The organism is Paracoccus halophilus (assembly GCF_000763905.1).
GTDB classification, from domain to species: Bacteria; Pseudomonadota; Alphaproteobacteria; order Rhodobacterales; family Rhodobacteraceae; genus Paracoccus; species Paracoccus halophilus.
In genome coordinates this window covers 66,324-92,206 of the sequence record NZ_JRKN01000006.1, presented here as the reverse complement: position 1 = coordinate 92,206, position 25,883 = coordinate 66,324, and the positions used below count along the sequence as shown (strand labels likewise).

The following is a 25,883-nucleotide window of genomic DNA, read 5'->3' as shown; positions in this document are numbered from 1 at the left end:
TTCAATGTCGGGGCCCCGGGGCTGACGATCGGGGTCTTCTCGATCGGCAGACAGGACGCAAGGGGACGGGCAGGCTCGAGCTTTCGCAGGTGATTTGCCAGATCCCGGCAAAGCCTCTCAATCTGTTCTCGAACATGGACCCTGCGCATGCCAGGATCGGTCGTGATGCATTCTCAGGTGACCCTGATGCACCTGTCGCGGCCCCCGCCCGTGGCGCGGCATCTGTCATCCTGCCGTCACAATTCCGCCTTAGGGGCGTGGCATGACCAGCATCTCCTTTGACAATGTCTCGCGCAGCTTCGGCCAGACCCGCGCGGTCGATGATGTGACCGCCACGTTCGAATCCGGCCGTTTCGTCGCGCTGCTTGGCCCCTCGGGCTGCGGCAAGACCACGCTTCTGCGCCTGATCGCGGGGCTTGAGCGTCTGGACAGCGGCGCCATCCGGCTGGACGACCGGACGGTGGCGGCGCCGGGCCGCTTCGTGCCGCCCGAGGCGCGCGGGCTGGGCATGGTGTTCCAGTCCTATGCGCTGTGGCCACATATGACGGTGGCGGGCAATATCGCCTTTGGCCTGAACCGTCTGAGCCGGGCCGAGCGCGACTCCCGTGTGACCGAATCCCTGCGCATGACCGGGCTGACGCAGATGGCCGGGCGCAAGCCGCACGAGCTGTCCGGCGGCCAGCGCCAGCGCGTCGCGCTGGCCCGTAGCCTGTCCGCGCGGCCGCGCATCCTGCTGCTGGACGAGCCGCTGGCCAATCTGGACGCGCATCTGCGCCAGTCGATGCTGGCCGAGTTCCGCCGCATCCATGCCGCGACCGGCTGCACCATGGTCTTTGTCACCCATGACCAGAACGAGGCGATGGCGGTGGCCGATACGGTCGGCGTCATGGACCGGGGCCGCCTGCAGCAGCTTGCCGCGCCGCAGCATCTGTTCGACCGCCCGGCCAGCCCGATGGTGGCGCGCTTTGTCGGACAGGGCCGGACGCTGCCGGTGACGGCCGAGGGGCTTGATGCCGATGGCCGCGCCGGCATCCGCATCGGCGGGCATCGTATCGCGGTGCCCGGCAAGGTGGCGCAGGGCCCAGCATGGCTGTGCCTGCATGCCCGCGACCTGTCGCTTGCCGCCGAGGGGGTGCCGGCGCGTGTCGCCTCGACCCGGTTCGAGGACGGCTATCACGTGGCCGACGTCATTCTGGATGCGCTGCCCGAGGCGGTTCCCGTCTCGGTGCGGCTGGATGCGCCCGCGCGACAGGGCGATGCGATCCGGCTGGCGATCCGGGGCGGCTGGCTCCTGCCGCGCGAGGATGACGAGGGCGTCGCACCCGGTTCGCGAAACGCATCGCACGCGCCCCGGGCGCGCGACGGCCTGCCGGCATGAGCCAGTTGACCGCGCTGGCCGGCTTCGACGCCAAGGGACCGGCCTGTTTCCTGCTGGAAATGGACGGCACGCGGCTGCTTCTGGATCTGGGGCGGGGGCCAGATGACGGTGCGCGGCCCGATCTGGCGGGGGTGGGGCCGGTCGATGCCGTGCTGATCTCGCACGGGCATGCGGATCATGTCGGCTCGCTCGACTGGCTGGACAGGGTCGGCAATCCGCCGGTCTATGCCACCGCGCCCGTGCGCGCGCTGGCCCAAGAGGCCGCGCTGCGCGATGCGGGCGATCTGTCGGCGCTGCGCAATATCGACGGTCTGGCGATCCTGACCGGGCCTGCGGGCCATGCGCCGGGCGCGGTCTGGATACGGATCGGCGGCGCCGGAGGGCTGCTTTACAGCGGCGATTACAGCGCCGAGGGCGGGCTGTTTCCCGCCAGCCCCCTGCCTCGAGCGGCGGCGGCGGTGCTGGATGCCTCATATGGTGCGGATACGGCCGATCTGGTCGGGCAGCGGGCGGAACTGCTGGCCGAGACCGGGGCGCGGCCCTGCCTGCTGCCGGCGCCCCCGGCGGGGCGCGGCCTGGACATGGCGCTGGCCTTTCTGGATGCCGGGCACGAGGTCGAGATCTGTGATCACATCCGCGCAACCGCCGAAATCCTGACCGGCCATGACGGCTGGCTGCGGCCGGGCGGGGCCGGGGATCTGGCGCGGCTGCTGGCGCGCGCGGCGCGGCTCCAGCGGGACAGCGCCTTGCGCGGCGTGATGGTTGCGGCGGGCGCGAATTGCGGCAGCGGGCTGTCGCAGCATCTGGGACCGCGCGCGCTGGCGACCGGCGTTCCCGTGGTGCTCACCGGCCATGTCTCGCGCGGCTCGCCCGCCGCCGCATGGCTGGAGCAGGGCCGTGTCACCTGGCGGCGCTGGAACGTCCATCCCGACCGCGCGACACTGGCGCGGATGCTGGCGCAATGCGGCGCGCGCCATGTCATGCCCGCCTTTGCATCCTCCGCGCAGCGTTCCGCGCTGGCGTCGGCCTTTCCCGCGACCGGCTGGGCGACGGGGCCCGTGCTGGCATGGTGACGCTTCCCGCCGGTGCCTTTCTGTTTCTGCGCCACGGCGAGACGCGGGCCAATGCCGAGGATGTGATCTGCGGCCGGACCGACCTGCCGCTGAACCCGACCGGCATCAACCAGGCGCGGCAGGCGGCGCAATATCTGGCTGGCACGGAACTGGCGGGGATCGTCGTCTCGCCCATGCTGCGCGCGCGCCAGACCGCGCAGCCCGTAGCCGCGATGCTGGGCCTGACGCCCTGCGTCCTGCCGGCGCTGGCCGAACGCGACTGGGGCGCCTGGGAGGGGTTGCCGCGCGCCATGCTGCGCCGCGACGAGACGCCCCCGGACGGCGAATCGCCGGCAGACTTCGCGGCCCGCATCCGCGCGGGCTTTGCCGGGATCGACCTGTCGCGGCCGCTGCTGATCGTCGCCCATTCCGGCACCGCGCGCGAATTGCACAGCCTGCTGGCCGGGACGCCGCCGCCGCGCCTCGTGAATGCGCAGATCGTGATGTGGCGGCCGGTCGCAGGCGGCTGGCAATGTCACGAATGTTTCAAACCGACGCTTTAGGGAACAGCGGAACGCTCAGGAAAGGATCCTCAGGATGAAACATCTGCGCAATGCCGCCCTTGCCCTGCTGGCCGGGGCCACGCCCGCCCTTGCCCAGCCCTCGGGCGCGATCACGGTCTATACCTCTCAGCCGCAGGAGCAGATGGCCACCGTGGTCCAGGCCTTCAACAAGGACTATCCCGATGTGCAGGTGGAGATCTTCCGCACCGGCACGACGGAACTGATGTCGAAGCTGCAGGCCGAGTTCACCGCCGGCGCGACCCCGGCCGATGTGCTGCTGATCGCCGATGCGGTCGCGATGACCCAGCTCAAGAATGACGACCGGCTGCTGGCCTATGCGGATGCGCCGCTGGACGGCATCCCGGCCGATGTGGTCGACCCCGACAAGACCTTTTTCGGCACCAAGCTGATCACCACCGGCATCGTCTACAATACCGGCATGGTGCAGGATGCGCCGGCATCCTGGGACGATCTGCGCGCGCCCGAGGTGGCCGGCTCGCTGATCATGCCCAGCCCGCTTTATTCCGGCGCCGCCGTGATCCATGTCGGCACCATGGCGCAGCAGCCGGAATTCGGCTGGGGCTTCTACGAGGAACTGGCCGCGAATGGCGCGGTCGCCGGGCAGGGCAACGGCACCGTGATCGAGGCGGTCGCGCGCGGCGAAAAGGCCTATGGCATCATCATCGAATACATGGCGATGAATGCCAAGGCCGACGGCTCTCCGGTCGATTTCGTCTGGCCCGATCAGGGCGTCAGTGCGATCACCCAGCCGGTCGCCATCGTCAAGGGCACCGATAACGAAGAGGCCGCCCGCGCATTCGTCGACTGGCAGCTGTCGAAAACCGCGCAGGAGCAATCGGTGGCGCAGGGCTATTTCCCGATCATCGAGGGCGTTTCCCCGCCCGAGGGCTATCCGGCGCTGGACAGCCTGAAGATCCTGCCGCTGGATGCCGCCCGACTGATGGCCGACGATCAGGCCAACAAGGAACAATTCGCTGACCTCTTCGGCGGCTGATCGGGCTGACCGGCGGGGCCTGCCGGGCGGCGTTCTGTGGATCGCCGCCCTTCTGGCCCTTTATGTCGCGGTGACCGGGCTCTGGCCGCTGCTCAGGCTGTTCGCGCTGGCGCTGGCCCCGGGCGAGGAGGGGCAGGCGCTTGGTCTGCTGGCCGAGACGCTGGGCGGCCGCGCCTTTCAGCGCGCCTTCTGGAACACGCTTTCGGCCTCGGCCGGGTCCGTCGTGGTCTCGACGGTGCTGGGCATGGCGCTGGCGCTGGCCACCGGGCTTTTGCGCATGCCGGGCCGTGCGGTGATCGGCTTTCTGGCGCTGTCGCCGCTGCTGATCCCGTCGCAGATCATGGCGCTGGCCTGGATCGAGCTGATGGGCAGCAGCTCGGCGGTGCTGTCGCCCCTGGGTCTGGCGCCGCCGCCGGGCAGGCCCAACCCGCTTTATTCCGGCGCCGGCGTCGCCTGGCTGATGGGGCTGGAGCATATGCCGCTGGTCTTTATCGCCGTGCGCGCCAGCCTGTCGGCCATCCCCGCCGATCTGGTCGAGGCGGCGCGGATCGCGGGTGCCTCGGCGGGGCGGATCACGCGGCGCATCGTGTTGCCGCTGACCTTGCCAGCCGCGGCGGCGGGGGCGGTGCTGGCCTTTGCCGCTGCGGTCGGCAATTTCGGCGTGCCGGCGCTGCTGGGCATTCCGGGGCGGTTCCCGGTGCTGACCACGCTGATCTATCAGCGGCTGAACGGCTTCGGGCCGGGCGTGATCGGCCGCGTCGCCGCCATGGCGCTGGTTCTGGTGCTGATGGCCGCCGCCGCGCTGGCGCTGCGCCAGATCATCCTGCGCGCGCTGGCCGTGCCGCTGGCCGCCGGCGCCCGGTTTCAGGGCTTTGCGCCGGGCCGCTGGTCATGGCTGCCGGTGGTTCTGGTCTGGCTGGTGCTGCTGTGGCTGGCGGTGCTGCCGATCATGGCGCTGCTGACCACCGCGCTGGTGCCGGCGCTTGGCGTGGCGTTCGGCCCCGATACTGCCAGCCTGCAGAACTTTCAGGCGGCGCTGGCCAATCCCGCCATTCGCCGCGCCTTCGCCAATTCGTTCCTGCTGGCGGGGCTGGCGGCGGCGATCTCGGCGCTGGTCAGCATCGCGCTGGCCTGGCTGTCGGTCACCGCGAAAAGCCGCCTGGCCCGGGGCGTCAGCGGCGTGGCGGAGGCGGGTTTCGTGGTGCCGGGCACGGTGCTGGCGCTGGCGATGATCCTGACCTATCTGCCGCCGCTGCCGCTGATCGGGATTTCGCTTTACGGCACGGCGGCGATTCTGCTGATCGCCTATCTGGGCCGTTTCCTGCCCATGGTGCTGCGCCCGGTCGAGGCCGCGATCATCGCCGCCGATCCGGCGCTGGACGAGGCGGCGCGGATCGCCGGGGCGGGGGCGATGCGCCGCATGCTGCTGATCGCGGCGCCGGCGCTGCTGCCGGCGGCCATGGCCGGGGCGATGCTGGTCTTCATGACCGCGATCAACGAGCTGACCCTGTCGGCGCTGCTCTGGTCGGCGGGGCATGAGACGATCGGCGTGCAGATATTCTCGATGCAATACGAGGGGAACTCGACCGGCGCCGCGGCGCTGTCGGTCATGGCGCTGGCGCTGGTCGGCGTTCTGGTGCTGCTGCTTGGCCGGTTCGGTCGCGGGCTGCCGCCCGGCACATTGCCCTGGCAGGCGCAATAGCCCCGCGGGGTCAGGCGAAACGCCCCTCGGGGATTTCGGCGGGGGCGAAGGTATCGGCCGAGGCGCGGCCCCAACGCTTGTGCCAATCGCGCAATTCGGGATTCGGTTCCTCGGCCAGCAGGAAGCCGTGCGGCAGATAGGGAAAGACCTCGTTGCCGTCCTTGAACGAGCCGTCGCGGGGCCGGAACATGAAGTGATAGGGCAGGAAGTCCAGCGGATCGGTCAGCCCCGCCGCGCCGGCGATCTCGGCCAGGGCGTGCAGCGTGTTGTTGTGGAACCGCGCCACCCGCAGCGCCTTGGTCCCGACCTCGAGCCCGCGCTGGCGCAGGGGGTCCTGCGTCGCGATGCCGACCGGGCATTCGTTGGTATGGCAGGATTGCGACTGGATGCAGCCGATCGCGAACATGAAGCCGCGCGCCGAATTGCACCAGTCGCCGCCAAGCGCCAGCGTGCGCGCGATGTCAAAGGCGCTGACGATCTTGCCCGCCGCGCCCAGCTTGATGTGCTGGCGCAGGTTCGCGCCGCGCAGCGTGTTATGGACGAAGTTCAGCCCCTCGAGCATCGGCATGCCGACCCGGTTGGCGAATTCCAGCGGCGCCGAGCCGGTGCCGCCCTCCTTGCCGTCCACGACGATGAAGTCCGGGGTGATTCCGGTCTTGAGCATCGCCTTGACGATGCACATGAATTCCCGCCTGTGGCCGATGCACAGCTTGAACCCGATCGGCTTGCCGTCGGACAGGTCGCGCAGCTGCGCGATGAACTCCATCAGCCCGACCGGCGTCGAAAACGTGCTGTGCGACGGCGGAGAGATGCAATCCACCCCCATCGGAATGCCGCGCGCCTCGGCGATTTCGGGGCTGATCTTGCCTGCCGGCAGCATGCCGCCATGGCCGGGCTTGGCGCCCTGGCTCAGCTTGATCTCGATCATCTTGATCTGCGGGTCCAGCGCCTGCTGGCGGAACTTCTCGGGGTCGAACTTGCCGTCCGGCGTCCGGCAGCCGAAATAGCCCGAGGCCACCTGATAGATCAGGTCGCCGCCATGTTCGCGATGATAGCGGCTGATCCCGCCCTCGCCGGTATCATGGGCGAAATTCCCCATTTTCGCGCCGTGATTCAGCGCCATGATCGCGTTCGGCGACAGCGCGCCGAAGCTCATGGCCGAAATGTTGTAAAGCGAGGCGGAATAGGGCTGGCGGCAATCCGGCCCGCCGACGGTGACCCGGAAATCGCTGTTGGTGATGACCTTGGGCGCGACCGAATGCGTCACCCAGGCATAGCCCGCCTCATAGATCCTTTCCGAGGTGCCGAAGGGTTTCTTGTCCTCGACCCCCTTGGCGCGCTGATAGACGAGGCTGCGCGCCTCGCGCGAGAAGGGCAGTTCCTCGCTGTCGCTTTCGATCAGGTACTGGCGGATCTCGGGGCGGATATCCTCGAGCATGAAGCGCATATGGCCGATGATCGGGTAGTTGCGCAGCACGGCGTGGCGCTTTTGCACGATGTCGCGGACGCCCAGAAGCACCAGCGCCAGCGCGACGATGGCGGGAATCAGCGTCCAGCCCCAGCCCCAGGCGTAAAGTCCGAACAAGACCACGGTCAGCACGATGCAGAGGCCAAAGATCGTGTAATGCTTGAGCTGGGGAAGGTTTTTCATGATGACCAACTGCCTCGCTGTCCGGCCGGGAGCCTGTTCGCATAACCCTATGATGTCTTGGTTAAGAATGCATTTGTCAAACTTCGGTTCCATGACATGCCGGTACCGCGCCGGGCATCTGGTGGCTTGAAATTTAATCAATCGTTTGATTAAATGCGGGCATGAGCGATGATTCCACCCCCCGCGATACCCGTGCCGCGCTGATCGCCGCCGGCCTGCACCAGTTCGGCCGCGACGGATTCGCCGCCAGTTCGACCCGGGCGCTGGCGGCGCGGGCGGGCACCAATGTCGCCTCGATCGCCTATCATTTCGGCGGCAAGGAGGCGTTGCGACTGGCCTGCGCCGAAGAGGTGCTTGACCGGATCGCGGCAGTCGCCGGCCCGCCGCAAGAGCCCGCGCCGATGCCGGCCGGGCAGGCAACGGCGCGGCTTGCCGCGATGATGCGCGCGCTGGCGATGTTTCTCACGCGCGCGCCCGGGGCGGCCGATATCGTCAGCTTCGTGCTGCGCGAAATGGCCGAAGAGGGGCCGGCGCTGGACCTGCTCTATGACCGTTTCTTCGTCCACAAGCACCGCGAGCTTTGCGCGCTGACCGCCATGGCGACCGGCCGCGATCCCGAGGATGAGGACACCAGGCTTCTGGTGTTCTCGATCCTGGGGCAGGCGATCTATTTTCGCCTTGGCCAGCCGCTGATCTGCCGCCGCATGGGCTGGACGGGCTATGACGAGGCGCAGGCGCGGGCCATCGCCGACCGGATGGTGGCCAATCTGCATGCGATTCTGCAGGCGGCGGCATGATCGGTTTCATCTGCGCCATGCCGCTGATCTCGGCCCTGTTCGGCGCTTGCGGCGCGCCGCCCCCTTTCGCCACCGGCTATGTCGAGGGCGAATATGTGCTGATTTCGCCGCTGGTCTCGGCGCAGCTCATGGACCTGCCGGTGGCGCGCGGGGATCGGGTTGCCGCCGGGCAGGTGGTCGCGGTGATGGAGACCCGCGACGCCGAGATCGCCGTGGCGCAGGCGCGCGGCGCGCTGGCGCAGGCCGAGAACCAGCTGGCCAACCTGCAGGAGGGCAGCCGCCCCGAGGAAATCCGCGTGCTCGAGGCGGCGCTGGCCTCGGCCCGGGCGCAGGCGGCCGAGGCCGAGAAAGAGGTCGCCCGCCAGGAAAGCCTGCGCAGCCGCAACGTCACCTCGCAGGCGCAGCTGGACGAGGCGCGCACCTCGGTCGAGGTCGCGCGCGCCCGCGTCGCCCAGGCCGAGGCCGAACTGGCCGTGGCACGCCTGCCCGCCCGCCCGCAGGAGATCAGGGCGGCCCGCGCCGGGGTCGAGCAATCCATGGCCGCGCTGGAGGCGGCAAGCTGGCAGCTGGATCGGCGCAGCCTGACCGTGCCCGCGCCGGGCGTGGTGTTCGACCTGATCCGCCGCCCCGGCGAACTGGCCGGCCCATCGGCCCCGGTCCTGTCCTATCTGCCCGACGGTGCGGTCAGGCTGCGGCTTTACGTTCCGCAGGCCGAAATCGCGCGCGTCAAGGTCGGCGACCGGCTGCGGGTGAATTGCGACGGCTGCCGGGACGGCGCGGCCACCGTCACCTATGTCTCGGACAAGGCGGAGTTCACGCCGCCGGTCATCTATTCGCTGCAGAACCGCCAGAAACTGGTCTATCTGATCGAGGCGCGCCCCGATGACGGCGAGGCGCTGAAGCCCGGCCAGATCGTCGATGTGGCGCTGTCGCCATGAATGTCATCGACGTGCAGGGCCTGACCCGAAGCTTTGGCGCCCGCAAGGTGGTCGACGGCGTCTCGCTGGTCGTCGAAAAGGGCGAGATCGCGGGTTTCCTGGGCCCAAACGGGTCGGGCAAGACGACCTGTATCCGCATGCTCTGCGGGCTTCTGACGCCGGATGCGGGCAGCGGCCGGGTGCTGGGCCATGACATCTGCAGCCAGCAGGGCGCGATCCGGCGGCAGATCGGCTACATGACGCAGCGGTTTTCCTTTTACGAGGATCTCTCGATCGCGGAAAACCTGAATTTCGTGGCCGGGCTATACGGGCTGCCGCCCGGTGCGGTGCGCGACACGCTGGCGGATCTGGGCCTGACCTCGCGCAGGGGGCAACTGGCGGGCAGCCTGTCGGGCGGCTGGAAGCAGCGCCTTGCGCTGGCCGCCTGCATCATGCACCAGCCGCAACTGCTGCTGCTGGACGAGCCGACCGCCGGCGTCGATCCCAAGGCGCGGCGCGAATTCTGGGACGAGATTCACGCCCTGTCCGCCCGCGGCCTGACCGTGCTGGTCAGCACCCATTACATGGACGAGGCCGAGCGCTGCCACCGGATCAACTATATCGCCTATGGCCGGCTGGCCGCGCGGGGCTCGGTCGCACAGGTGATCGAGGATGCGGGGCTGGTCACCTATACCGTGACCAGCGCGCGCCCCGGTCTGATCGCCAGCCGCCTCTCTGGCGCGCCCGGCGTCGAGCAGATCGCGCCCTTCGGCGCCACGCTGCATGTCACCGGCACCGACCGCGCGGCGCTTGAGGGCACGCTGCGCGCGGCGGGCGTGGAGTTCCGGCCCACGCAGACCAGCCTCGAGGATGTCTTTATCCGCCTGATGGAGCAGAGCGAGGACAACATGGCATGACCCTGCTGTCCCTGTCCCGCCTGCGCGCGCTGCTGGTCAAGGAGATGATCCAGATGCGCCGCGACCGCGTCACCTTCGCGATGATGCTGGCGGTGCCGCTGATGCAGCTTTTGCTGTTCGGCTATGCGATCAACAACGACCCCAAGCATCTGTCCGCCGCATTGGTCGCGCCGACGCAGGACCGGTTCACCCGCGCCATGGTCTCGGCGCTGGAACTGACCGGCTATTACCAGTTCCGCCATCCCGCCGCCACGGCCGCCGAGGCCGAGGCGCTGATCGCGCGCGGGGATGTGTCCTTTGTCGTCACCGTGCCTTCGGATTTCGGGCGGCGGGTGCAGCGCGGCGAGGATCCGCAGATCCTGATCGAGGCGGATGCCACCGATCCCTCGGTCGCCTCGGGGGCGATCTCGACCCTGGGCACGGTGGCGGCGGATGCGCTGAGCCGCGAGCTGGGCGCGACCTCGGGCGCCGCGCCGCCGGTCGATATCGTGGTGCATCGCCGCTATAATCCCGAAGGGCTCACCCAGTACAATATCGTGCCCGGCCTGATGGGGGTGATCCTGCAGATGATCCTGGTGATGATGACCTCGATGGCGCTGACCCGGGAAATCGAGCGCGGCACGATGGAGAACCTGCTGGCCATGCCCGCGACGCCGGCCGAGATCATGCTGGGCAAGGTGATGCCCTATATGGCGGTGGGCGCGGTGCAGGTGGCGGTCGTGCTGGTCGCCGCGCGCGGGCTGTTCGGGGTGCCCTTTGTCGGCAGCTTCTGGCTGCTCGGGGCGGGGATCTTCGTCTTTGTGCTGGCACTGGTGATCCTGGGATATCTGATCTCGACCGCCGCGCGGACGCAGATGCAGGCGATGCAGCTGACTTTCTTTGTCTTTCTGCCCTCGATCATGCTGTCCGGGTTCATGTTTCCGTTTCGCGGCATGCCGCTTTGGGCGCGGATGCTGGGCGAGGTCCTGCCGCTGACCCATTTCCTGCGTCTGATCCGGGGCGTGATGCTGAAGGGCGCGGGCTACGCGGATGTCGCCCGGCCGCTGGCCGCGCTGAGCCTGTTCGTGCTGATCTTTGGCGCGCTGGCGCTGCTGCGCTTTCGGCGGACGCTGGATTAGCCGCCCCGGGCGATCAGCCTTGCGGCATCGGCCAGCGGCAGCAGCGGCGGCATGCCCGAAGGGGTCGCGACGTAATGCGGCACCCATTCGGGATCGAACTTGGCCTTGAAGGCGCGCAGCCCCTCGAAATTGTAGAAGGCGCCGCCATGGCGATAGGCGATGTCGCCGAAACGGTCCCAGAGCCGGCCGCTGCGTTGCGGCGACAGGCCCGACAGCGGCGCCATGCCCAGCGAGAAGCGGCCGAATCCCCGCGCCTTCATCCGCAGCATCAGTTCGGTGAACAGGAACTCCATCGTGCCGGCCGGTGCGCGCGCGGCATGGCGCATCAGATCGACGCTGCAGGTGGTCCGGCTGTCGGTCATCAGCAGATTGGCAAAGGCGACCGGGGTGCCTTCGTGATGGACCACGACCAGCGGCCAGCGGTCCAGCCAGCGGCGGTGAAAGCGGCCGACGGAAAAGCTTTTCTCCTGCGATTTCTTGGCCGCCAGCCATTCGTCCGAGATCGCCCGCAGCCGCAGCATCAGCCCGTGGTCATGGGGCGGCGCCAGCAGTTCCAGCGTCAGCCCGTCGCGGAGGGCGCGGTTATGGGCCGCGCGCAGTTTCTTGCGCCTGGGCCCGTCCAGCGAAAAGCGGCTCAGATCGATCACCGCCTCTTCGCCCATCTTGTGCAGCGTCATGCCCAGATCCAGCATCAGCGGCACGCTTTTCGGGCCGATCTGGTAAAACACCGCGCGCGCACCGTCGCGCCGCGCGGTATCGACAAAGCTGTAGGCGACCTCCTCGGCGGACTCGGCCGGGCCCACGGGCGCGCCATAGGCCAGCCATGAATTGCCCGAGACGCCGAACATCACAAAGGCCTTGCGGTCGTCGGAAATCATGATCGTCTTGTCGCCGGTCAGCGCGAAGCAGGCGGCGGGCGTGTCGCTGGCCATGGCGATGTCGCGGGCGGTGGCCAGATCGTCCTCGCCGGGGGGCTGGGGGCGGAAACGCGGCGTCCGCAGCAGCAGGAACAGCGACCCCGCGCCGACCAGCAGGCTGGCCAGCAGCCCCGAGCGCAGGGCCCGTGGCGCATTCGCGTCGGCGGCGAACTGCCACCATAATTCATGCGCATAGGGCGTGCTCTTATGGGCAAAGAACAGCACGAATCCGACGCCCAGGATCGCCGCCAGCAACAGCACCACCCAGCCCGGCGTCAGCGCCGAATGGGTCAGCAGCGAGCGGCGGTGAAAGGCGCCGCGGAACGGCATCAGGATCGCAACGCCCAGGATCAGCGACAGGACCTGCTCTGTCTCGATATTCTGCGCCAGCGAGACGGCGGCCCCGGCCAGCATCGCCAGCACGGTCAGCCACAGCGCCCCCAGGCTGCGCCGCACCAGCCCCAGCGACAGCACGATCAGCAGGGCGCCAAGCGCGCTGCCCAAGAGCGCCGAGCCCTCGACGAAGGCCAGCGGAAACAGCGCCTCGGCGGTCTCGGCCGCCTCGGTAAAGGGCGGCAGCAGCGAAGACAGCGACATCCACAGGCCCGAGCCGAAGACCATGACCGCCAGCAAAAGCGGCGCCAGCGGCTCGACCGCGCGAAAGGCCGGCTCGGTGGCGGTGAACAGCCGCCCGATGCGGGTCAGGCGCGGGTCGGCGGCGACGGCGCGCCAGGCCTCGAACAGCGCCAGCAGGACCAGCGCCACGGCAAAGGGCACGAGGTAATAGATCAGCCGGAACAAAAGCAGCGCCGCCGCGATCTTGTCGATCCCGGCCGAGGAGGGGAGCGCGGCGATGATCACCGTCTCGAACACGCCGACGCCGCCGGGCACGTGGCTGACGATGCCGGCCATGGTGGCGGCGGCGAATATCGCCAGGAAATTCAGGAAATCCGGTGCTCCGCCGGGCAGCAGCAGATACAGCGTCAGGGCGGAAAAGCCGATATCGCCGATGCTGATCAGCAGCTGCGCGAGAATGCTGACGGGCGAGGGCGCGCTGATCGTGAAGCGGCCGATCCTTTGCTGCCGCCGGGTGACCGAGGCCCAGATCAGCGGCCCGAGGATCGCCGCGATCGCAAGGATCGCCAGCAGCCGCACCAGGGGCGCGCCCAGCGGCAAAAGCGAGGCCAGCGCCGTCGGATGCACCGCCAGCGCCGTCAGCCCGACCAGCGTCGCCGCGATCCCGAAAGCGACCGAGGTAAAGGTCGAGACGGCGGCGATGTCATAGCCGTCAAGCCCCAGCCCGGAATAAAGCCGCCAGCGCACCGCCCCGCCCGAGACCGCCGTCAGCCCGATGGTATTGCCGAAGGCATAGGCCAGAAAGCCGCCCATCAGCGCCACCGGCGGCGGCAGGCGCTTGCCGATATGGCGCAGCGCCGACCAGTCGTAACAGGCCAGACAGGCATAGCCGGCCAGGGTGGCGGCCGTGGCTGCGCCGATCACATGCCAGGGCGTGCTGGCGATCTGATCCGCGACGGCAAGGATATCGACCGGGCCAAGCAGCCGGTACAGCGCCAGGATCCCGGCGCCGAACAGCGCCAGCGCCAGCAGATAGGGCAGCATGGCGCGCAGCCTGCCCCGGCCGGAGCCGCGCGGATCGCGCCGGCGCGGATCGGGGCTGTCCCTGCCGGGACGCTCGGTCAGTGTGGCGCTGCCGTCGGGCGTGGTCAATTCTGCCTGCTCTTTCCTCTGTGGCCTGGCCGCCCGTTTCCGGGCTCAGCCGCTTGCGCTGGTCAGATACACCCGCAGCAGGGCGGCGAACAGCCTATCTGCCATGCCCGGATGAAATACCCGACGTCGCATTTCCGGGGCAGCAAGACGCGCGATTCATGAAGGATTTGGAGGTGGGTACCGGAATCGAACCGGTCTTCACGGATTTGCAATCCGGTGCGTAACCTCTCCGCCAACCCACCGTTGCCGTAGCAGTGGCCGGGATTTAGCCTGTTCTTGCCTGCGGCGCAAGATCGCGTTTCCGCCCTGGGGCGCAAAACCGGCCTCCGAAGAAGGCGGGCCGATCGGACCGCGCGCGTCGCGGCTCAGGCCAGCCAGGCGCGGGCCCTGTCCAGATCCTCGGCCGAAAGCTCGTGCCCGGCGGGAACCGTCTGGCTGTCCAGATCGGCGCCGGCCCCGCGCAGCGCCTGTTCCAGCGCCGGGGCCATAAGGCCATAGGGATCGCGCGCGCCGCCAAGCATCAGCACGCGATGCCCGGACAGCGCATCCGGCGCCAGCCGCGGCGCGTCCTGTAGCACCTGGACGGCACGCAGCAGCAGCGCGTGGCGGATCGCCTGCGGCTCAAGCTGCAGGATCGCGCCGATCAGGTTGGCGCCGTTGGAATAGCCCAGGAACACCATCCGTTGCGGGTCCAGATCATAGGCGGCGACGGCATCCCTGACAAAGGCGGCGAAGGCCGTGGCCTCGGCGCGGATATCGGCCTGATCATAGGTCACCGTGTCGAAACGGCGAAACCAGCGGTTGATCCCTTCCTCGGTCGAGCGGCCGCGCACGCCAAGCAGGGTCGCGTCAGGCGCCAGACCATGGGCCAGTGGCATCAGGTCGGTCTCGTTTCCGCCGGTGCCATGCAGCAGGACGATGGTGCTGCCATCGGGGTTTGCCGGCCGGTGGAAGCGGTGGATGAAATGCAGATCGCGCATCGGCGTCCTTTCCTCGCCCGGCAGGGCGAATTGTGGCAGGATCACGCGCAGGGCCTCTGCGCGTGCCCTGTCATGGGGCGGGACGAACAGGGTTTCACCAAGATGCCGGGGCTCCTCGTCCAAGGTGAGGCCGGGGGCGTCCGTGGCATATTCCAGCAGGATTCCGGCACTATCGCGCACATAAAGCGACAGGAAATACTTCCGGTCATGCACGTTGGTCACGTCGCTGGCGTCCTTCAGCGCCAGTCGCATGCCACGTACGGCATCCGCATCGGGCGCGCGAAACGCGACATGGTCCAGGATGCCGGTGCCGGGGATGCCGGGAAAGAACCCGGTCGCATCCCGGATGTCGATCGCATCCCGGTCCGAGGTCATGCGCTGCACCGCCCCCTCGGCCCGATCGGCATGATAACCGAAACGCCGGATGAAATCCCGTGTTTCCGCCGGTTTTTCGGTCAAGAGCGTGACCGCCCGCAGCCGTGTCGGCGCGATCGGATCGGGCAGCGGCGCCGTCGCGGGCAGATCCGCGCCGACCAGCTTGACGATCACGCCATCGGGATCCCTGAGCCGCAGGACGGTCTCGCCCAGCTCGCGCATCGGCCCCTCGATCGGCACCCGCGCGGTCATGGCGCGGGTCAGCCATGTGCCGATGCTGTCCGGCGGCACGGCCAGCGCGATTTCGGCCACCTGGCCATGGCCGACGCGCCCCGGCGCACCGTCCTCCCAGACGAGAAAGGTGACGAGCGAACCCGGCGAGCCAAGCGCATCGCCGTAGAACAGGTGCAATTGCTCGCCATCCTCATAGCCGCCCGTGCGCTTTACCAGTCGCAGGCCCAGAAAGCCCACGTAGAAATCGACATTGGCCTGTACCCTGCGGGTGATGCCGGTGACGTGATGGATGCCGCTGGTCATCTGTCAGCCTCCGGCTTTCCCCGCTTCGCGGGCCAGAACGCGCATGACCGCGCCGTCCGAGGCCAGCCGGTCGTGCAGCGCTTGCAGATCGGGCCAGCCGCCGGTCCCCTCGGGCAGCATTTTCGCGGCCCAGCGGAGCATCGGAAAGGCATAGGCGTCGATGACCGAGCGCCGCCCCAGAATCCAGTCGCGACCGTCGAGATGACGCGCGAGCAGGCCCAGATATCGGCGGACCAGCCTGCGGCCCGCCTCTTGCACCGCGTCCAGATCGGCTTTTTCGCGGCTGGTGGTATAGCGCTGCGGGGTGAAGATCGGGAAAAAGCCGGGATGCAGGTCGCCGGTCAGGAAACTGGACCAGCGATCCAGTTCCGCCGCGCCGCGCGGCCCGGTGTCGCCCGCCAGATCGGCCTCGGGGTGCTTGTCGGCCAGATAGCGCAGGATGGCGCCGGCCTGGGTCAGAACCCAGCCGTCATCCTCGATCAGGGCCGGCACCGCGCCCGAGGGGTTGATCGCCAGAAGCTCCTGCGATCCGAATTCGACCGGCTGCGCCTCGTAGGGCGCGCCGATCCATTCCAGCACGATATGGGGCGCCAGCGAGCAGGCGCCGGTATGGTAAAGCAGCTTGGGCATGGCATCCTCGGTCGGTTGTCGGGCACACCCAAGGCAACGCTGTCGGGCGCCCGGAGTAAAGGCGCAAAATGCCGCGTATTCCGCAGCCGGACGGGGCGGCGCGATCAGGCGCTGTGCGCGCCCGCGGCGAGTTCCCTGACAAAGGCCAGAATCTCGGCGGTCGGGCGGCCCTCGCCGATCAGCTTGACGATGGCGCTGCCGACGACGCAGCCATCGGCCACGCCGGCGACGGCCCGCGCGGCCTCGGGGGTCGAGATGCCGAAGCCCACGACCACCGGCAGGCCGGCGCTGGCGCGGATGCGGGCGACCTCGGGGGCGACCTCGGCGGCATTGGCGGCGGGGCCGCCGGTGATGCCGGTCACGCTGACATAATAGACGAACCCGCTGGTGTTGCGGACCACGGCCGGCAGGCGGCGGTCGTCGGTGGTGGGGGTGGCCAGCCGGATGAAGTTCAGCCCGGCCGCCTGGGCGGGCAGGCACAGTTCGGCATCCTCTTCGGGCGGCAGATCGACGACGATCAGACCGTCCACGCCGGCCTCGGACGCCTCGGCCAGAAAGCGCGCGACGCCGCCCTCGCGGGCATAGATCGGGTTGTAATAGCCCATCAGCACGATCGGCGTGCGGTCGTCGTCCCGGCGAAAGGCGCGCACCATGTCCAGCACCCGGCCGACGCTGCCGCCGGCGGCCAATGCGCGCTGGCCGGCGGCCTGGATCGTCGGGCCGTCGGCCATCGGATCGGTGAAGGGCATACCCAGCTCGATGATGTCGACGCCGGCCGCGGGCAGGCCCCGCATGATTTCAAGCGAGCGGTCGAAATCCGGGTCGCAGCCCATCATATAGGCGACGAAGGCCTTGCGCCGGGCCTCGCCAAGCGCGGCGAAAGTGGTTTCGATCCTGGTCATGCTTCACCTCCGGGCAGATCGCTGATCCTCTAGCCGGAAAGCGCGGGTCAGTGCAATGGCGGGGTCAGAAGCTGCGATGCAGGCGCAACGACAGGAAGTTCACCCCGGGGTTGTCATCGCCGGTATCGGCATTCGACATATGCGCGATTGCCAGCGAGCCGGCCCAGTCCGGCGTCACCCGGTAGCCGATGGCAAGCTGGCTGCGGAATTCCAGGTCGTTGCCCAGATCGCGGTCGCTGTCGCCATGGTGATAATAGCCGGGCATTTCGCTGAATTCGAGAAACCAGCGCTCGCCGCCGAAATCGCGCCGAACGATCAGCCCGGCGCCCAGAAAGAAATCGTCGCCATTGTCCCAAAGCCCGGCGGCGCCCAGGCTGAAATCCAGTCCCCAGCGTGTGGCAAAGCTGCGCGCCTTGTATTCCAGCGATCCGAAAACCCGGTCATCCGTGCCGTTGCGGCTGTAATCCGAGCCTGCCAGGCCGATGATCAGTTCGTTGGCGCTGGCGATTCCGGGCACAGCCAGTGCCATGACGGCCAGGATTTTCAGTGCATGTCTCACGCCGCTCTCCGATTTTTTTGCTTCTTGGATCAAACCTCTTCTGGAAATCGTTTCGCGCGAAAACGACCAAGGGGCAACCCGGCCCGACCGGGAATGGCCGCGACGTCGCAATCCCGGCCAGGCATGGGGCCGCGCCCGCGCTGGCCGCTTGCGCCGGGGGCGGGTGGCGCTTAGAAGCTGCGCAATTCATCAACCATCCGCTACGCGAGGAACGGATCATGGGCTTTCGCATGGGAATCGTCGGTCTGCCGAATGTCGGCAAGTCGACACTGTTCAACGCGCTGACGAAAACCGCTGCCGCGCAGGCCGCGAATTTCCCCTTTTGCACGATCGAGCCCAATGTCGGTGAGGTCGCCGTCCCCGATCCGCGGCTGGACCGGCTGGCGGCGATTGCAGGCAGCAAGCAGATCATCCCGACCCGGATCACATTCGTCGATATCGCCGGCCTCGTGAAGGGCGCCAGCAAGGGCGAGGGGCTGGGCAACCAGTTTCTGGCCAATATCCGCGAGGTGGACGCCATCGCCCATGTGCTGCGCTGTTTCGAGGATGGCGACGTGACCCATGTCGAGGGTCGCGTGGACCCGATCGCCGATGCCGAGACGATCGAGACCGAGCTGATGATCGCCGATCTGGAAAGCCTGGAAAAGCGGCTGGCGAACCTCAGTCGCAAGATCAATGCCGGCGACAAGCAGGCGAAAGAGGATGCGCGGCTGATGCAGGCCGCGAAATCCGCGCTTGAGGCCGGCCGCCCCGCCCGCACCGTCGAGGTGGCCGAGGACGACCGCAAGGCCTGGAACATGCTGCAACTGCTGACCGCCAAGCCGGTCCTTTATGTCTGCAATGTCGAAGAGGACAGCGCCGCCACTGGCAACAGCCAGTCCGAACGCGTGGCCCGGATGGCGGCCGAACAGGGCGCCGGGCATGTCGTCATCTCGGCCCGGATCGAGGAGGAAATCAGCCAGCTACCCGCCGACGAGGCAGCGATGTTTCTTGCGGAAATGGGCCTTGCAGAGGCCGGTCTGGACCGCCTGATCCGCGAGGGCTACCAGCTGCTGGGGCTGGAGACCTATTTCACCGTCGGCCCCAAGGAAGCCCGCGCCTGGACCATTCACCGGGGCACGCTGGCGCCGCAGGCGGCCGGCGTCATCCATGGCGATTTCGAACGCGGTTTCATCCGTGCCGAGACGGTCGCCTATGACGATTACGTCACCTACAAGGGCGAGGCCGGCGCGCGCGAGGCCGGCAAGTTCCGCGTCGAGGGTAAAACCTATCAGGTGCGGGACGGCGACGTGCTGCATTTCCTGTTCAACGCCTGAACCGGACCTGCGATTGGCGGGGTGGCGCCCGTGATGCGCGGCGGCTTCAGTCGGAAAAGGCCTGGATCAGTTCCAGCACCGCAAGCACTTTGCGCGTATCGCTGTCCACGCGATAGATGCGGTCATTGTCGCGGTAATAGTTCCAGCCCCGCCGCCGCTCAAGATTGTAGCGGGCCAGATCATCGACGGGCCGGTAATCGCCGATGCGCAGCACCTCGCCCCGGTGGGGCCGGTGGTCGCGGTCGTATCTGCGGACCTGTCCGGGCGGCAGGCAGGCGCGGTTCTGCCGGACCAGCCCCGGCGGGCATCCCGCGCGCCAGGCGCGCTGGTCGCGATGCTCGCGTCGCTCGCGCTGTTCATGCCGGTCGCCGCGATCTTTCCTATGGCCCTTGCCGCGCCCCTCATCCGCAGCGGCGGGCATGGTAAGGCTGGTCGTCATCGCAAGGAGCACGGCAAGGCGGATGGCGCGTTTCATCAATTCCCTCATCGCTCGGACTGGCTGGGCTATTAACGCCGCGCCGGCCGCCAGGGTAGCGGCCCGTTTCGCCCGGTGGCGGCATTTCGCCGAAACTGCGCCGGCAAGGCTCGGGGCGGCTTTGCCCACGGCGGGTGGCATCATCGCGCAGGGCCTGAAACGCCGAAAGCGGCCCTTGGGCCGCTTTTCGTCTGCTCCCCATGGGAGGAATCTGGAGCGGGCGATGAGATTCGAACTCACGACCCTAACCTTGGCAAGGTTATGCTCTACCCCTGAGCTACGCCCGCGCCCCGTCCCGGTGGCTCGCGCCCGCCGGTGACGGGTCATTTATGGGACGATGCCGGGGGGCGCAAGGGGAAAATGCCGGGCCCGGCGAAAATATTTCGCCCCGCCCGGCCGCCGCCTTCTGGCCGCCCGGCCGCTTGACTTCGGATCCGGCTGCGCCAAGGCTGCCGGAAACGAGGTGCCGATGGAACTGCTGTCCGAATTTGTCCGTGACGCGCTGGTGCGGGGCGCGGACCGCGATCAGATCGCCCGCGCGCTGGCGGATGCCGGCTGGTCCGGGCACGAGATAGACGAGGCGCTGCACGGCTGGGAAACCGTGCCGGGCCTGCCGCCCGTGCCGCGGCCGCGCGCCTATGCCTCGTTCCGCGAGGCGGTTCTTTACGGTCTGCTGTTTCTGTCGCTCGCGATCATCGCCTGGCGGATCTGCGATCTGGGCATGGAGCTGATCGACCGGCTGATCCCCGATCCCGCGGATATCAGGACCTATCGGGCGGATGGCTCGATCCGCTGGCCGGTGGCGTCGCTGATCGTGTTCACGCCGCTTTTCGTCTGGCTCAGCCGCAAGGCGCAGGGGCAGATGCGCGACGATGCCGGGCAGCGGCGGTCACTGGTGCGCAAATGGTTCGCCTCGGTCACGCTGCTGCTGGCTTTGCTGGTGCTGCTGGGCGACGGCGTGACGGTCATCTTTACCCTGCTCAATGGCGAGCTGACGGCCCGCTTCGCCGCTAAGGCGGTGCTGGTCGCGGCCGTCGCGGCGCTGGTCTTTGGCTATTGCCGGGACGCTCTGGATGACTAGGGGCTGGAGCATGATCGCCATTGCGCTGCTGGCGGCGCTGGCCGTGATCCTCGGGCTGGTCGTCACCGGAGGCCCCGGCCGCGCGAGGATGGAGCGTCACGACGATGCCCGCATGCGCGACCTTGAGGCGCTGGACCGACAGGTCGTCTGCCTGGCGCATCGCGATGACGACCGCCTGCCGCGGAGGCTGGACCCGATTCCGCAATGCAACTGGCCGGTGCCGCTGACCGACCCCTATACCGGCGCGCCCTATCGCTACGAGGTCACGGGGCCGCGCAGCTACCGGCTTTGCGCGGGATTCGAGCTGCCGGTCCCCCCGGATCGCGCCCGCTGGGGCTGGGACGAAGAAGGCTGCATTCACCGCGAACTCCATTCCGCCCCGGCCGGGCGGTGGGTGCCGCGCCACCCAGCCGGCTATCGCGGCTGAAGGGTCCCGCCGGGGCGCATGGCGGCGGATCGGGGCCGAACTTGCCTTGGCTGCGAAAGCTGGATAGGAATATCCGACGAATTGCCTTGGTTACTTGCCGGCACCCCGCCGGCGCCGGGCATGCTGTTGGAGCAGGTTGTCCGATGATCGAATTCACCCCTTGGCCGCAGGATCTGGCCCAGCGTTACCGCGAGGCGGGCTACTGGATCGACCGGCCGCTGACGGGCATCCTGGACGCGCGCATGGCGGCCGAGCCGCAGGCCGCGGCGCTGGTCTGCGGCGCCCGTCGCCTCAGCTATGCCGATCTGGACCGGATGTCGCGCAATCTGGCCGCACGGCTGGCGCAGGCGGGGCTGGGCCATGGCGATACGGCCATCGTGCAATTGCCCAATGTGGCCGAGCTGTTCGTGGCCTTTTTCGCGCTCTTGCGCATCGGTGTCGCGCCAGTCAATGCGCTGTTCAGCCATCGCCGGCTGGAACTGACCGCCTATGCGCAGCAGATCGCGCCGCGCGTCGTCATCGCCTCGCGCCAGCACGAGCTGTTTCGCGACGACGCCTTTGCCGATGAACTGCGCGCCGGCGGGGTCGAGCATGTTCTGCTGCTGGGCGAGGATGCGCCGGAACGCGGCCTTGGCTTTTGGCTGCGCGACGGCGCCGAACTGCCGGCGCAGGCTGGTCCGACCCCGGCCGGTGAGGTGGCGTTTTTCCAGCTGTCCGGCGGCAGCACCGGCACGCCCAAGCTGATCCCGCGCACCCATAACGATTACGATTACAGCATCCGCGCCAGCGTCGATATCTGCGGTGTGACCGCGCGGACGCGGTTTCTCTGCGCGCTGCCGGCGGGGCATAATTTCACCATGAGTTCACCGGGCGTGCTGGGCGTCTTTCACGCCGGCGGCACCGTGGTCATGGCCCCGAACCCCGAGCCTCTGTCCTGTTTCGACCTGATCGCGGCCGAGCGGATCACCATGGTCCCGCTGGTCCCCCCCGCCGTCGCCCTGTGGCAGCGCGCGGTCGAGGATGACGCCAGCCGCCGCGACAGCCTCGCCTCGCTGGAGCTGATGCTGGTCGGCGGCGCCAGCTTTGCCGAGGCGACCGCCCGGCGCGTGCCTGAATTGCTGGGCTGCCGCTTGCAGCAGGTCTTCGGCATGGCCGAGGGGCTGGTGAACTATACCCGGCTGGACGACCCCGACGAGATCGTCTTTACCACCCAGGGCCGGCCGATCAGCCCCGATGACGAGGTTCGCGTGCTGGACGAGGACGGCGAACCCGTGCCCGACGGCACGCCCGGCGCGCTGGCCACGCGCGGCCCCTATACGTTTCGCGGCTATTATCGCAGCCCGGAGCATAACGCCCAGGCATTCGACCGGGACGGGTTCTATCACTCGGGCGATGTGGTGGTACGTGAAAACGGCTATCTGCGCGTGGTGGGCCGGATCAAGGACCAGATCAACCGCGGCGGCGAAAAGATCGCGGCCGAGGAAATCGAGAACCTGCTGGTCCGCCATCCCGACATCACCCATGCCGCGCTGGTCGCCGCGCCGGATGCCCATCTGGGCGAGAAAAGCTGCGCCTTTCTGGTCCTGCGCGACGGGCTCGACCGGCTCGGCCCGCCGGTGCTGCGCCGTCACCTGCTGGAACTGGGCGTGGCCGAATACAAGCTGCCCGACCGTTTCCGCTTTCTGCCCGAACTGCCGCTGACGGCGGTGGGCAAGATCGACAAGCGCCGCCTGCGCGACAGCCTGGCGGCGGAGAATGCCTGAAAGGACGAGGATGGACATCGCCACGAAAAGCCAGATCAGCCGCGAATGGCTGACCGCCCATATCCGCAACCTGATCGAGGACGATTGCGAGATCGAGCCGGCCGAAAACCTTGTCCTTTACGGGCTGGATTCCATCGCCGTGATGACCTTTGCCTCGGAGTTGAAGCAGATGGGCGTCGAGGCGAGTTTCGAGGAACTGGCCCGCGAGCCCACGCTGGACAGCTGGTGGGCGCTGATCTCGTCGCGGCTTTAGGCTCAGGCGCGCAGCGTCGCGCCGCCATCCACAAAGAGGTCGGCCATGGTGACATGGCCCGCCTGATCCGACAGCAGATACATCACCGCATCCGCGACATCCTGCGGTTTCGCCAGCTTCTTCATCGGGATGCCGGTGCGGTAATATTCCAGGCTGCCCTCGATCACCGCGCGTTCGCCGGCGCCGCCGTCATCGCTCCACATGCCGGTCTGCATCGGCGTCAGGGTCGAGCCGGGCGCGACGATATTGCAGCGCACGCCATGGCCGGCCAGTTCCAGCCCCAGACAGCGGATCAGCATGGTCACCGCGGCCTTTGACGCGGCATAGGCGCCCATGTTCACGCGCGGCACATTCGCGGCGTTCGAGCTGACCGCGACGATCGCCCCGCCGCCATTCCCGACCATGGCGCGGCCCATGACGCGGGTGGCGTTGAATGTGCCGTTGGTATTGGTGTCGATGACGCGCTGCCAGTCCTGCGGCGCCATTTCCAGCAGAGGGGCCATGGCCAGGATGCCGGCGGCATGGACGCCAAGGCCAAGCGGGCCGTGTTCGGCCTGCACCGCGCGGACCAGCGCCTCGGCCGCCTCGGCGTCGCGCACATCCAGCGGGCGCGGGATTGCGCCTTCGGGCAGGGTGGCGGCGGCCAGCGCGGTTTCCGTATCGCTGGCGATGACACGCGCGCCGGCATCCAGCAGGGCGTGGGTCACGGCCTGTCCGATGCCCCCGGCCGCGCCGGTCACGATGGCCAGCTTTCCGTCGAATCCCGTCAGTTGCATCACGCGGCCCCCTTGCCGTCCAGCGCCGCCAGCGCCCGATCCGTGGCCAGCGGCACGCCGCAGGTCGCGGCGATCCAGCCCATGGCCATATCCTGTTTCTCGCGGCTGAAATCGGCCTGGGCGTCGGCGACGGCGAAGGCTTCGATGTCGCGCTGAAAGGCCTCGGCCGCGGTGGCGAGGCAGCCGATATGCGCATAGATGCCGCAGATCATCAGCTGGTCGCGGCCCCGCGCCCGCATCAGGGTTTCCAGATTCGCGCGCTGAAAGGCGCTGTAGCGATGCTTGACCAGCACGATATCCCCTTCCTCCGGGGCCAGTTCGGGCAGGATCTCCTCGTGCTCGGGAATGGCCTGCATGCCCGGACCCCACAGATCGGCCTGCAATCCGCGATCGGGGCGGAACTGGTTGCCCTTTTGCGCGGTGTAGAAGACCGGCACGCCCGCCGCCCGCGCCGCCGCGATCAGCCGCGCCATATTCGCCACTGCCGGGGCCAGCGGCGCGCCGGCGGCAAAGGGGCGGCAGAAATAGCGCTGCATGTCGTGGATCAGCAGGGCCAGCCGGTCGCGCTGCGGCTGCCAGGGACCGCGCGGGGCGGGCAGATCGGCCGGGCCGGGCAGGTCATAGGGGGCAATTCCGGGCAGGGCCATCAATGGCTCTCCTTGCATTCGCGCCGGCTGTCGGGGCGCGCGACCTTGGCCAGTCCGGCATCCGCCGGCAGACCAAGCGCGGCCAGAAGGGCGCCGAATTTCGCGCCGGTTTCCGCCGCTTCGGCCATCGGGTCGGAACCGGGCACGATCCCCGCCCCGGCGTAAAGCCGCGCCTGCCCGCCGCTGATCTCGGCGCAGCGGATCGCGACATACCAGGCTCCGTCGCCGCGATTGTCGCACCAGCCGACGGCCCCGGCATAGAAATCGCGCGGCACGGGTTCCAGCACCTTGATGAACCCCGCCGCCCGGTGGCTCGGCACGCCGCAGACCGCCGGCGTCGGATGCAGGGCCGAGGCCAGCAGCACCGAGGGCGTCGCGGGATCCCTGAGCTCGCCCTCGATCCGGGTGCCCAGATGCCACATGCTGCTGGTCGAGGTCAGCCGGGTGCCCTGCGGACAGCCCAGCTGCCGGCAATAGGGGGCGAGCGTGTCCAGGATCGCCTCGACCACAAGCGCATGTTCGCGCTGATCCTTGGCGGAATGTTCCAGCCCATCGGCGGCCTGCCGGTCGATCCGCGGATCGCCGCTGCGCCGGGCCGAGCCGGCCAGCGGGTGCGAGGCGACGCGCGCGCCCGTTTTTTCGACCAGCAGTTCCGGCGTGGCGCCGCACAGCGTTCGCGGATGATCCGCGCCCGGCAGTTGCGGCAATGCCACCTGAAAGGCGGTGACGCTGCTGTCGGCCCCCAGCCGCGACATCAAGGCGTCGATGGCGATCGGCGCGGCGGATTCGACCAGCAGGGTACGCGCCAGCACGATCTTTTCCAGCGCATGATCGGCGCCGGCCTCCTGCGCCATGATCTGCAGCGCCCGGGCGACGGCAAGGGCATAGTCGGGGGCCTCGGGTTCGGGGCGCAGGCTGCTGCCGCGCAGATCCAGCGGTCGGGGCGTCACGGCGATATGGGCGGATTTCCGGGCGCGGCACTGCCAGAGACAATCATCCGCCTCGCGGTGAAAGGGCAGCGCGCCGCCGATGATCTCGTCCGGGCCGGCCCCGGCCATCGCCCCGGCGATGCGCGCGGCCAGCGTGCCGGCATCGCCGCGCGGCAGCGGCCTTGCCGGGCCGAGCCCCTGGACGCAGCCGCCCGCCCCGTCAAAGCGGAACGGGATGCGGCCGGTTGCGACTGTTGCATCTGCCTGGGACGGCGCTGGCGGAGAATGCGTCATTTCAGTCTCATGAATGCCGGATGCCGTGGCGGTGCGGCGCGGCCCGAAAAATGCATCGTTCCGAAGCAAGGCGTTGAAAAAAAATCACAAAAACGCCCGTTTCGAGTCGATGCGGCGCAATCTGTCAAAGCGCCCCCGAAAAGGCAAGTAAAAACATCGGAAATTATGCCCTATCGGTGAACAG

At 68.5% G+C, this 25,883-nt stretch carries 24 protein-coding genes and 2 tRNA genes; 14 read left to right on the top strand and 12 right to left on the bottom strand.

Annotated elements, in window-relative coordinates; translation table 11 throughout:
- The first annotated feature begins 262 nt into the window (after positions 1–262).
- The 5 genes from IT41_RS06185 to IT41_RS06165 all read left to right on the top strand — a co-directional run bounded on the left by IT41_RS06185 (position 263) and on the right by IT41_RS06165 (position 5,710).
- Positions 263–1,378 (top strand): ABC transporter ATP-binding protein, encoded by a 1,116-nt coding sequence (locus IT41_RS06185; RefSeq protein ID WP_074948054.1) that lies wholly within the window; start codon positions 263–265, stop codon positions 1,376–1,378.
- On the top strand, positions 1,375–2,451 hold the full coding sequence (locus IT41_RS06180; RefSeq protein WP_036739503.1) for an MBL fold metallo-hydrolase: 1,077 nt from the start codon (positions 1,375–1,377) through the stop codon (positions 2,449–2,451). The genes IT41_RS06185 and IT41_RS06180 overlap by 4 nt, the downstream gene beginning before the upstream one ends.
- The gene (locus tag IT41_RS06175; protein ID WP_052081299.1) at positions 2,445–2,993 is read left to right on the top strand and encodes a histidine phosphatase family protein; all 549 of its coding nucleotides are present in this window, start codon (positions 2,445–2,447) and stop codon (positions 2,991–2,993) included. Before IT41_RS06180 ends, IT41_RS06175 begins: the two co-directional genes overlap by 7 nt.
- 34 nt (positions 2,994–3,027) lie before the next feature.
- Positions 3,028–4,008 (top strand): ABC transporter substrate-binding protein, encoded by a 981-nt coding sequence (locus IT41_RS06170; protein ID WP_036739502.1) that lies wholly within the window; start codon positions 3,028–3,030, stop codon positions 4,006–4,008.
- A gap of 70 nt (positions 4,009–4,078) precedes the next feature.
- On the top strand, positions 4,079–5,710 hold the full coding sequence (locus IT41_RS06165; RefSeq protein ID WP_139221631.1) for an ABC transporter permease: 1,632 nt from the start codon (positions 4,079–4,081) through the stop codon (positions 5,708–5,710).
- Between the two features lie 10 nt (positions 5,711–5,720).
- Here IT41_RS06165 and IT41_RS06160 read toward each other — a convergent pair whose 3' ends face one another.
- The gene (locus IT41_RS06160; RefSeq protein ID WP_036739664.1) at positions 5,721–7,361 is read right to left on the bottom strand and encodes an FMN-binding glutamate synthase family protein; all 1,641 of its coding nucleotides are present in this window, start codon (positions 7,359–7,361) and stop codon (positions 5,721–5,723) included.
- Between the two features lie 161 nt (positions 7,362–7,522).
- On the opposite strand from IT41_RS06160, the gene IT41_RS06155 reads away from it, so the two are divergent.
- From IT41_RS06155 to IT41_RS06140, 4 genes are read left to right on the top strand one after another with little or no spacing between them, the layout of a single operon-like run.
- Positions 7,523–8,158, top strand: a complete 636-nt coding sequence (locus IT41_RS06155) for a CerR family C-terminal domain-containing protein (protein WP_036739499.1) — start codon at positions 7,523–7,525, stop codon at positions 8,156–8,158.
- A complete protein-coding gene (locus IT41_RS06150) occupies positions 8,155–9,096 on the top strand; it encodes an HlyD family secretion protein (RefSeq protein ID WP_036739498.1) in 942 nt (313 codons plus the stop codon). The genes IT41_RS06155 and IT41_RS06150 overlap by 4 nt, the downstream gene beginning before the upstream one ends.
- On the top strand, positions 9,093–9,992 hold the full coding sequence (locus IT41_RS06145; protein WP_036739497.1) for an ABC transporter ATP-binding protein: 900 nt from the start codon (positions 9,093–9,095) through the stop codon (positions 9,990–9,992). Before IT41_RS06150 ends, IT41_RS06145 begins: the two co-directional genes overlap by 4 nt.
- Positions 9,989–11,110 carry an ABC transporter permease gene (locus IT41_RS06140; RefSeq protein WP_036739496.1) on the top strand — a complete coding sequence of 374 codons (1,122 nt, stop codon included), beginning with the start codon at positions 9,989–9,991 and terminating at the stop codon, positions 11,108–11,110. The genes IT41_RS06145 and IT41_RS06140 overlap by 4 nt, the downstream gene beginning before the upstream one ends.
- On the opposite strand, the gene mprF is transcribed toward IT41_RS06140, so the two are convergent.
- The 6 genes from mprF to IT41_RS06110 all read right to left on the bottom strand — a co-directional run bounded on the left by mprF (position 11,107) and on the right by IT41_RS06110 (position 17,738).
- Positions 11,107–13,755 (bottom strand): bifunctional lysylphosphatidylglycerol flippase/synthetase MprF, encoded by a 2,649-nt coding sequence (gene mprF / locus IT41_RS06135; protein ID WP_081967478.1) that lies wholly within the window; start codon positions 13,753–13,755, stop codon positions 11,107–11,109. The two genes, IT41_RS06140 and mprF, sit on opposite strands and share 4 nt — an antisense overlap.
- A gap of 168 nt (positions 13,756–13,923) precedes the next feature.
- Positions 13,924–13,997, bottom strand: a tRNA-Cys gene (locus tag IT41_RS06130).
- 123 nt (positions 13,998–14,120) lie between these two features.
- Complete coding sequence (locus IT41_RS06125; protein WP_036739495.1) at positions 14,121–15,647, bottom strand: VOC family protein; 1,527 nt, start codon at positions 15,645–15,647, stop codon at positions 14,121–14,123.
- Positions 15,648–15,650: 3 nt separating this feature from the next.
- Positions 15,651–16,277, bottom strand: coding sequence for a glutathione S-transferase family protein (locus IT41_RS06120; RefSeq protein ID WP_036739494.1), 627 nt, complete (start codon positions 16,275–16,277; stop codon positions 15,651–15,653).
- A gap of 104 nt (positions 16,278–16,381) precedes the next feature.
- Positions 16,382–17,179, bottom strand: coding sequence for a tryptophan synthase subunit alpha (trpA, locus tag IT41_RS06115; RefSeq protein ID WP_036739493.1), 798 nt, complete (start codon positions 17,177–17,179; stop codon positions 16,382–16,384).
- Positions 17,180–17,243: 64 nt separating this feature from the next.
- Positions 17,244–17,738: an acyloxyacyl hydrolase gene (locus IT41_RS06110; RefSeq protein WP_139221630.1), complete on the bottom strand. Its 495-nt coding sequence runs from the start codon at positions 17,736–17,738 to the stop codon at positions 17,244–17,246.
- 218 nt (positions 17,739–17,956) lie between these two features.
- Here IT41_RS06110 and ychF point away from each other — a divergent pair, with 218 nt between their 5' ends.
- Complete coding sequence (gene ychF, locus IT41_RS06105; protein WP_036739491.1) at positions 17,957–19,054, top strand: redox-regulated ATPase YchF; 1,098 nt, start codon at positions 17,957–17,959, stop codon at positions 19,052–19,054.
- A gap of 46 nt (positions 19,055–19,100) precedes the next feature.
- Here ychF and IT41_RS20605 read toward each other — a convergent pair whose 3' ends face one another.
- A complete protein-coding gene (locus IT41_RS20605) occupies positions 19,101–19,529 on the bottom strand; it encodes a hypothetical protein (protein ID WP_052081317.1) in 429 nt (142 codons plus the stop codon).
- Positions 19,530–19,741: 212 nt separating this feature from the next.
- Positions 19,742–19,816 (bottom strand) — tRNA-Gly (locus IT41_RS06095).
- A gap of 182 nt (positions 19,817–19,998) precedes the next feature.
- On the opposite strand from IT41_RS06095, the gene IT41_RS06090 reads away from it, so the two are divergent.
- The 4 genes from IT41_RS06090 to IT41_RS06075 all read left to right on the top strand — a co-directional run bounded on the left by IT41_RS06090 (position 19,999) and on the right by IT41_RS06075 (position 23,053).
- A complete protein-coding gene (locus IT41_RS06090) occupies positions 19,999–20,610 on the top strand; it encodes a DUF5671 domain-containing protein (protein ID WP_036739656.1) in 612 nt (203 codons plus the stop codon).
- Entirely contained in the window at positions 20,603–21,037 is a 435-nt protein-coding gene (locus IT41_RS06085; protein WP_052081297.1) for a hypothetical protein, read from the top strand. Before IT41_RS06090 ends, IT41_RS06085 begins: the two co-directional genes overlap by 8 nt.
- Positions 21,038–21,180: 143 nt before the next feature.
- On the top strand, positions 21,181–22,800 hold the full coding sequence (locus tag IT41_RS06080) for a (2,3-dihydroxybenzoyl)adenylate synthase (protein WP_036739489.1): 1,620 nt from the start codon (positions 21,181–21,183) through the stop codon (positions 22,798–22,800).
- Between the two features lie 10 nt (positions 22,801–22,810).
- Positions 22,811–23,053 carry a phosphopantetheine-binding protein gene (locus tag IT41_RS06075; RefSeq protein WP_036739486.1) on the top strand — a complete coding sequence of 81 codons (243 nt, stop codon included), beginning with the start codon at positions 22,811–22,813 and terminating at the stop codon, positions 23,051–23,053.
- A gap of 2 nt (positions 23,054–23,055) precedes the next feature.
- Here IT41_RS06075 and IT41_RS06070 read toward each other — a convergent pair whose 3' ends face one another.
- From IT41_RS06070 to IT41_RS06060, 3 genes are read right to left on the bottom strand one after another with little or no spacing between them, the layout of a single operon-like run.
- Positions 23,056–23,829 carry a 2,3-dihydro-2,3-dihydroxybenzoate dehydrogenase gene (locus tag IT41_RS06070; protein ID WP_036739485.1) on the bottom strand — a complete coding sequence of 258 codons (774 nt, stop codon included), beginning with the start codon at positions 23,827–23,829 and terminating at the stop codon, positions 23,056–23,058.
- Entirely contained in the window at positions 23,829–24,476 is a 648-nt protein-coding gene (locus IT41_RS06065; protein ID WP_036739484.1) for an isochorismatase family protein, read from the bottom strand. Before IT41_RS06065 ends, IT41_RS06070 begins: the two co-directional genes overlap by 1 nt.
- Positions 24,476–25,699, bottom strand: a complete 1,224-nt coding sequence (locus tag IT41_RS06060) for an isochorismate synthase (RefSeq protein ID WP_036739483.1) — start codon at positions 25,697–25,699, stop codon at positions 24,476–24,478. Before IT41_RS06060 ends, IT41_RS06065 begins: the two co-directional genes overlap by 1 nt.
- Between the last annotated feature and the right edge of the window lie 184 nt (positions 25,700–25,883).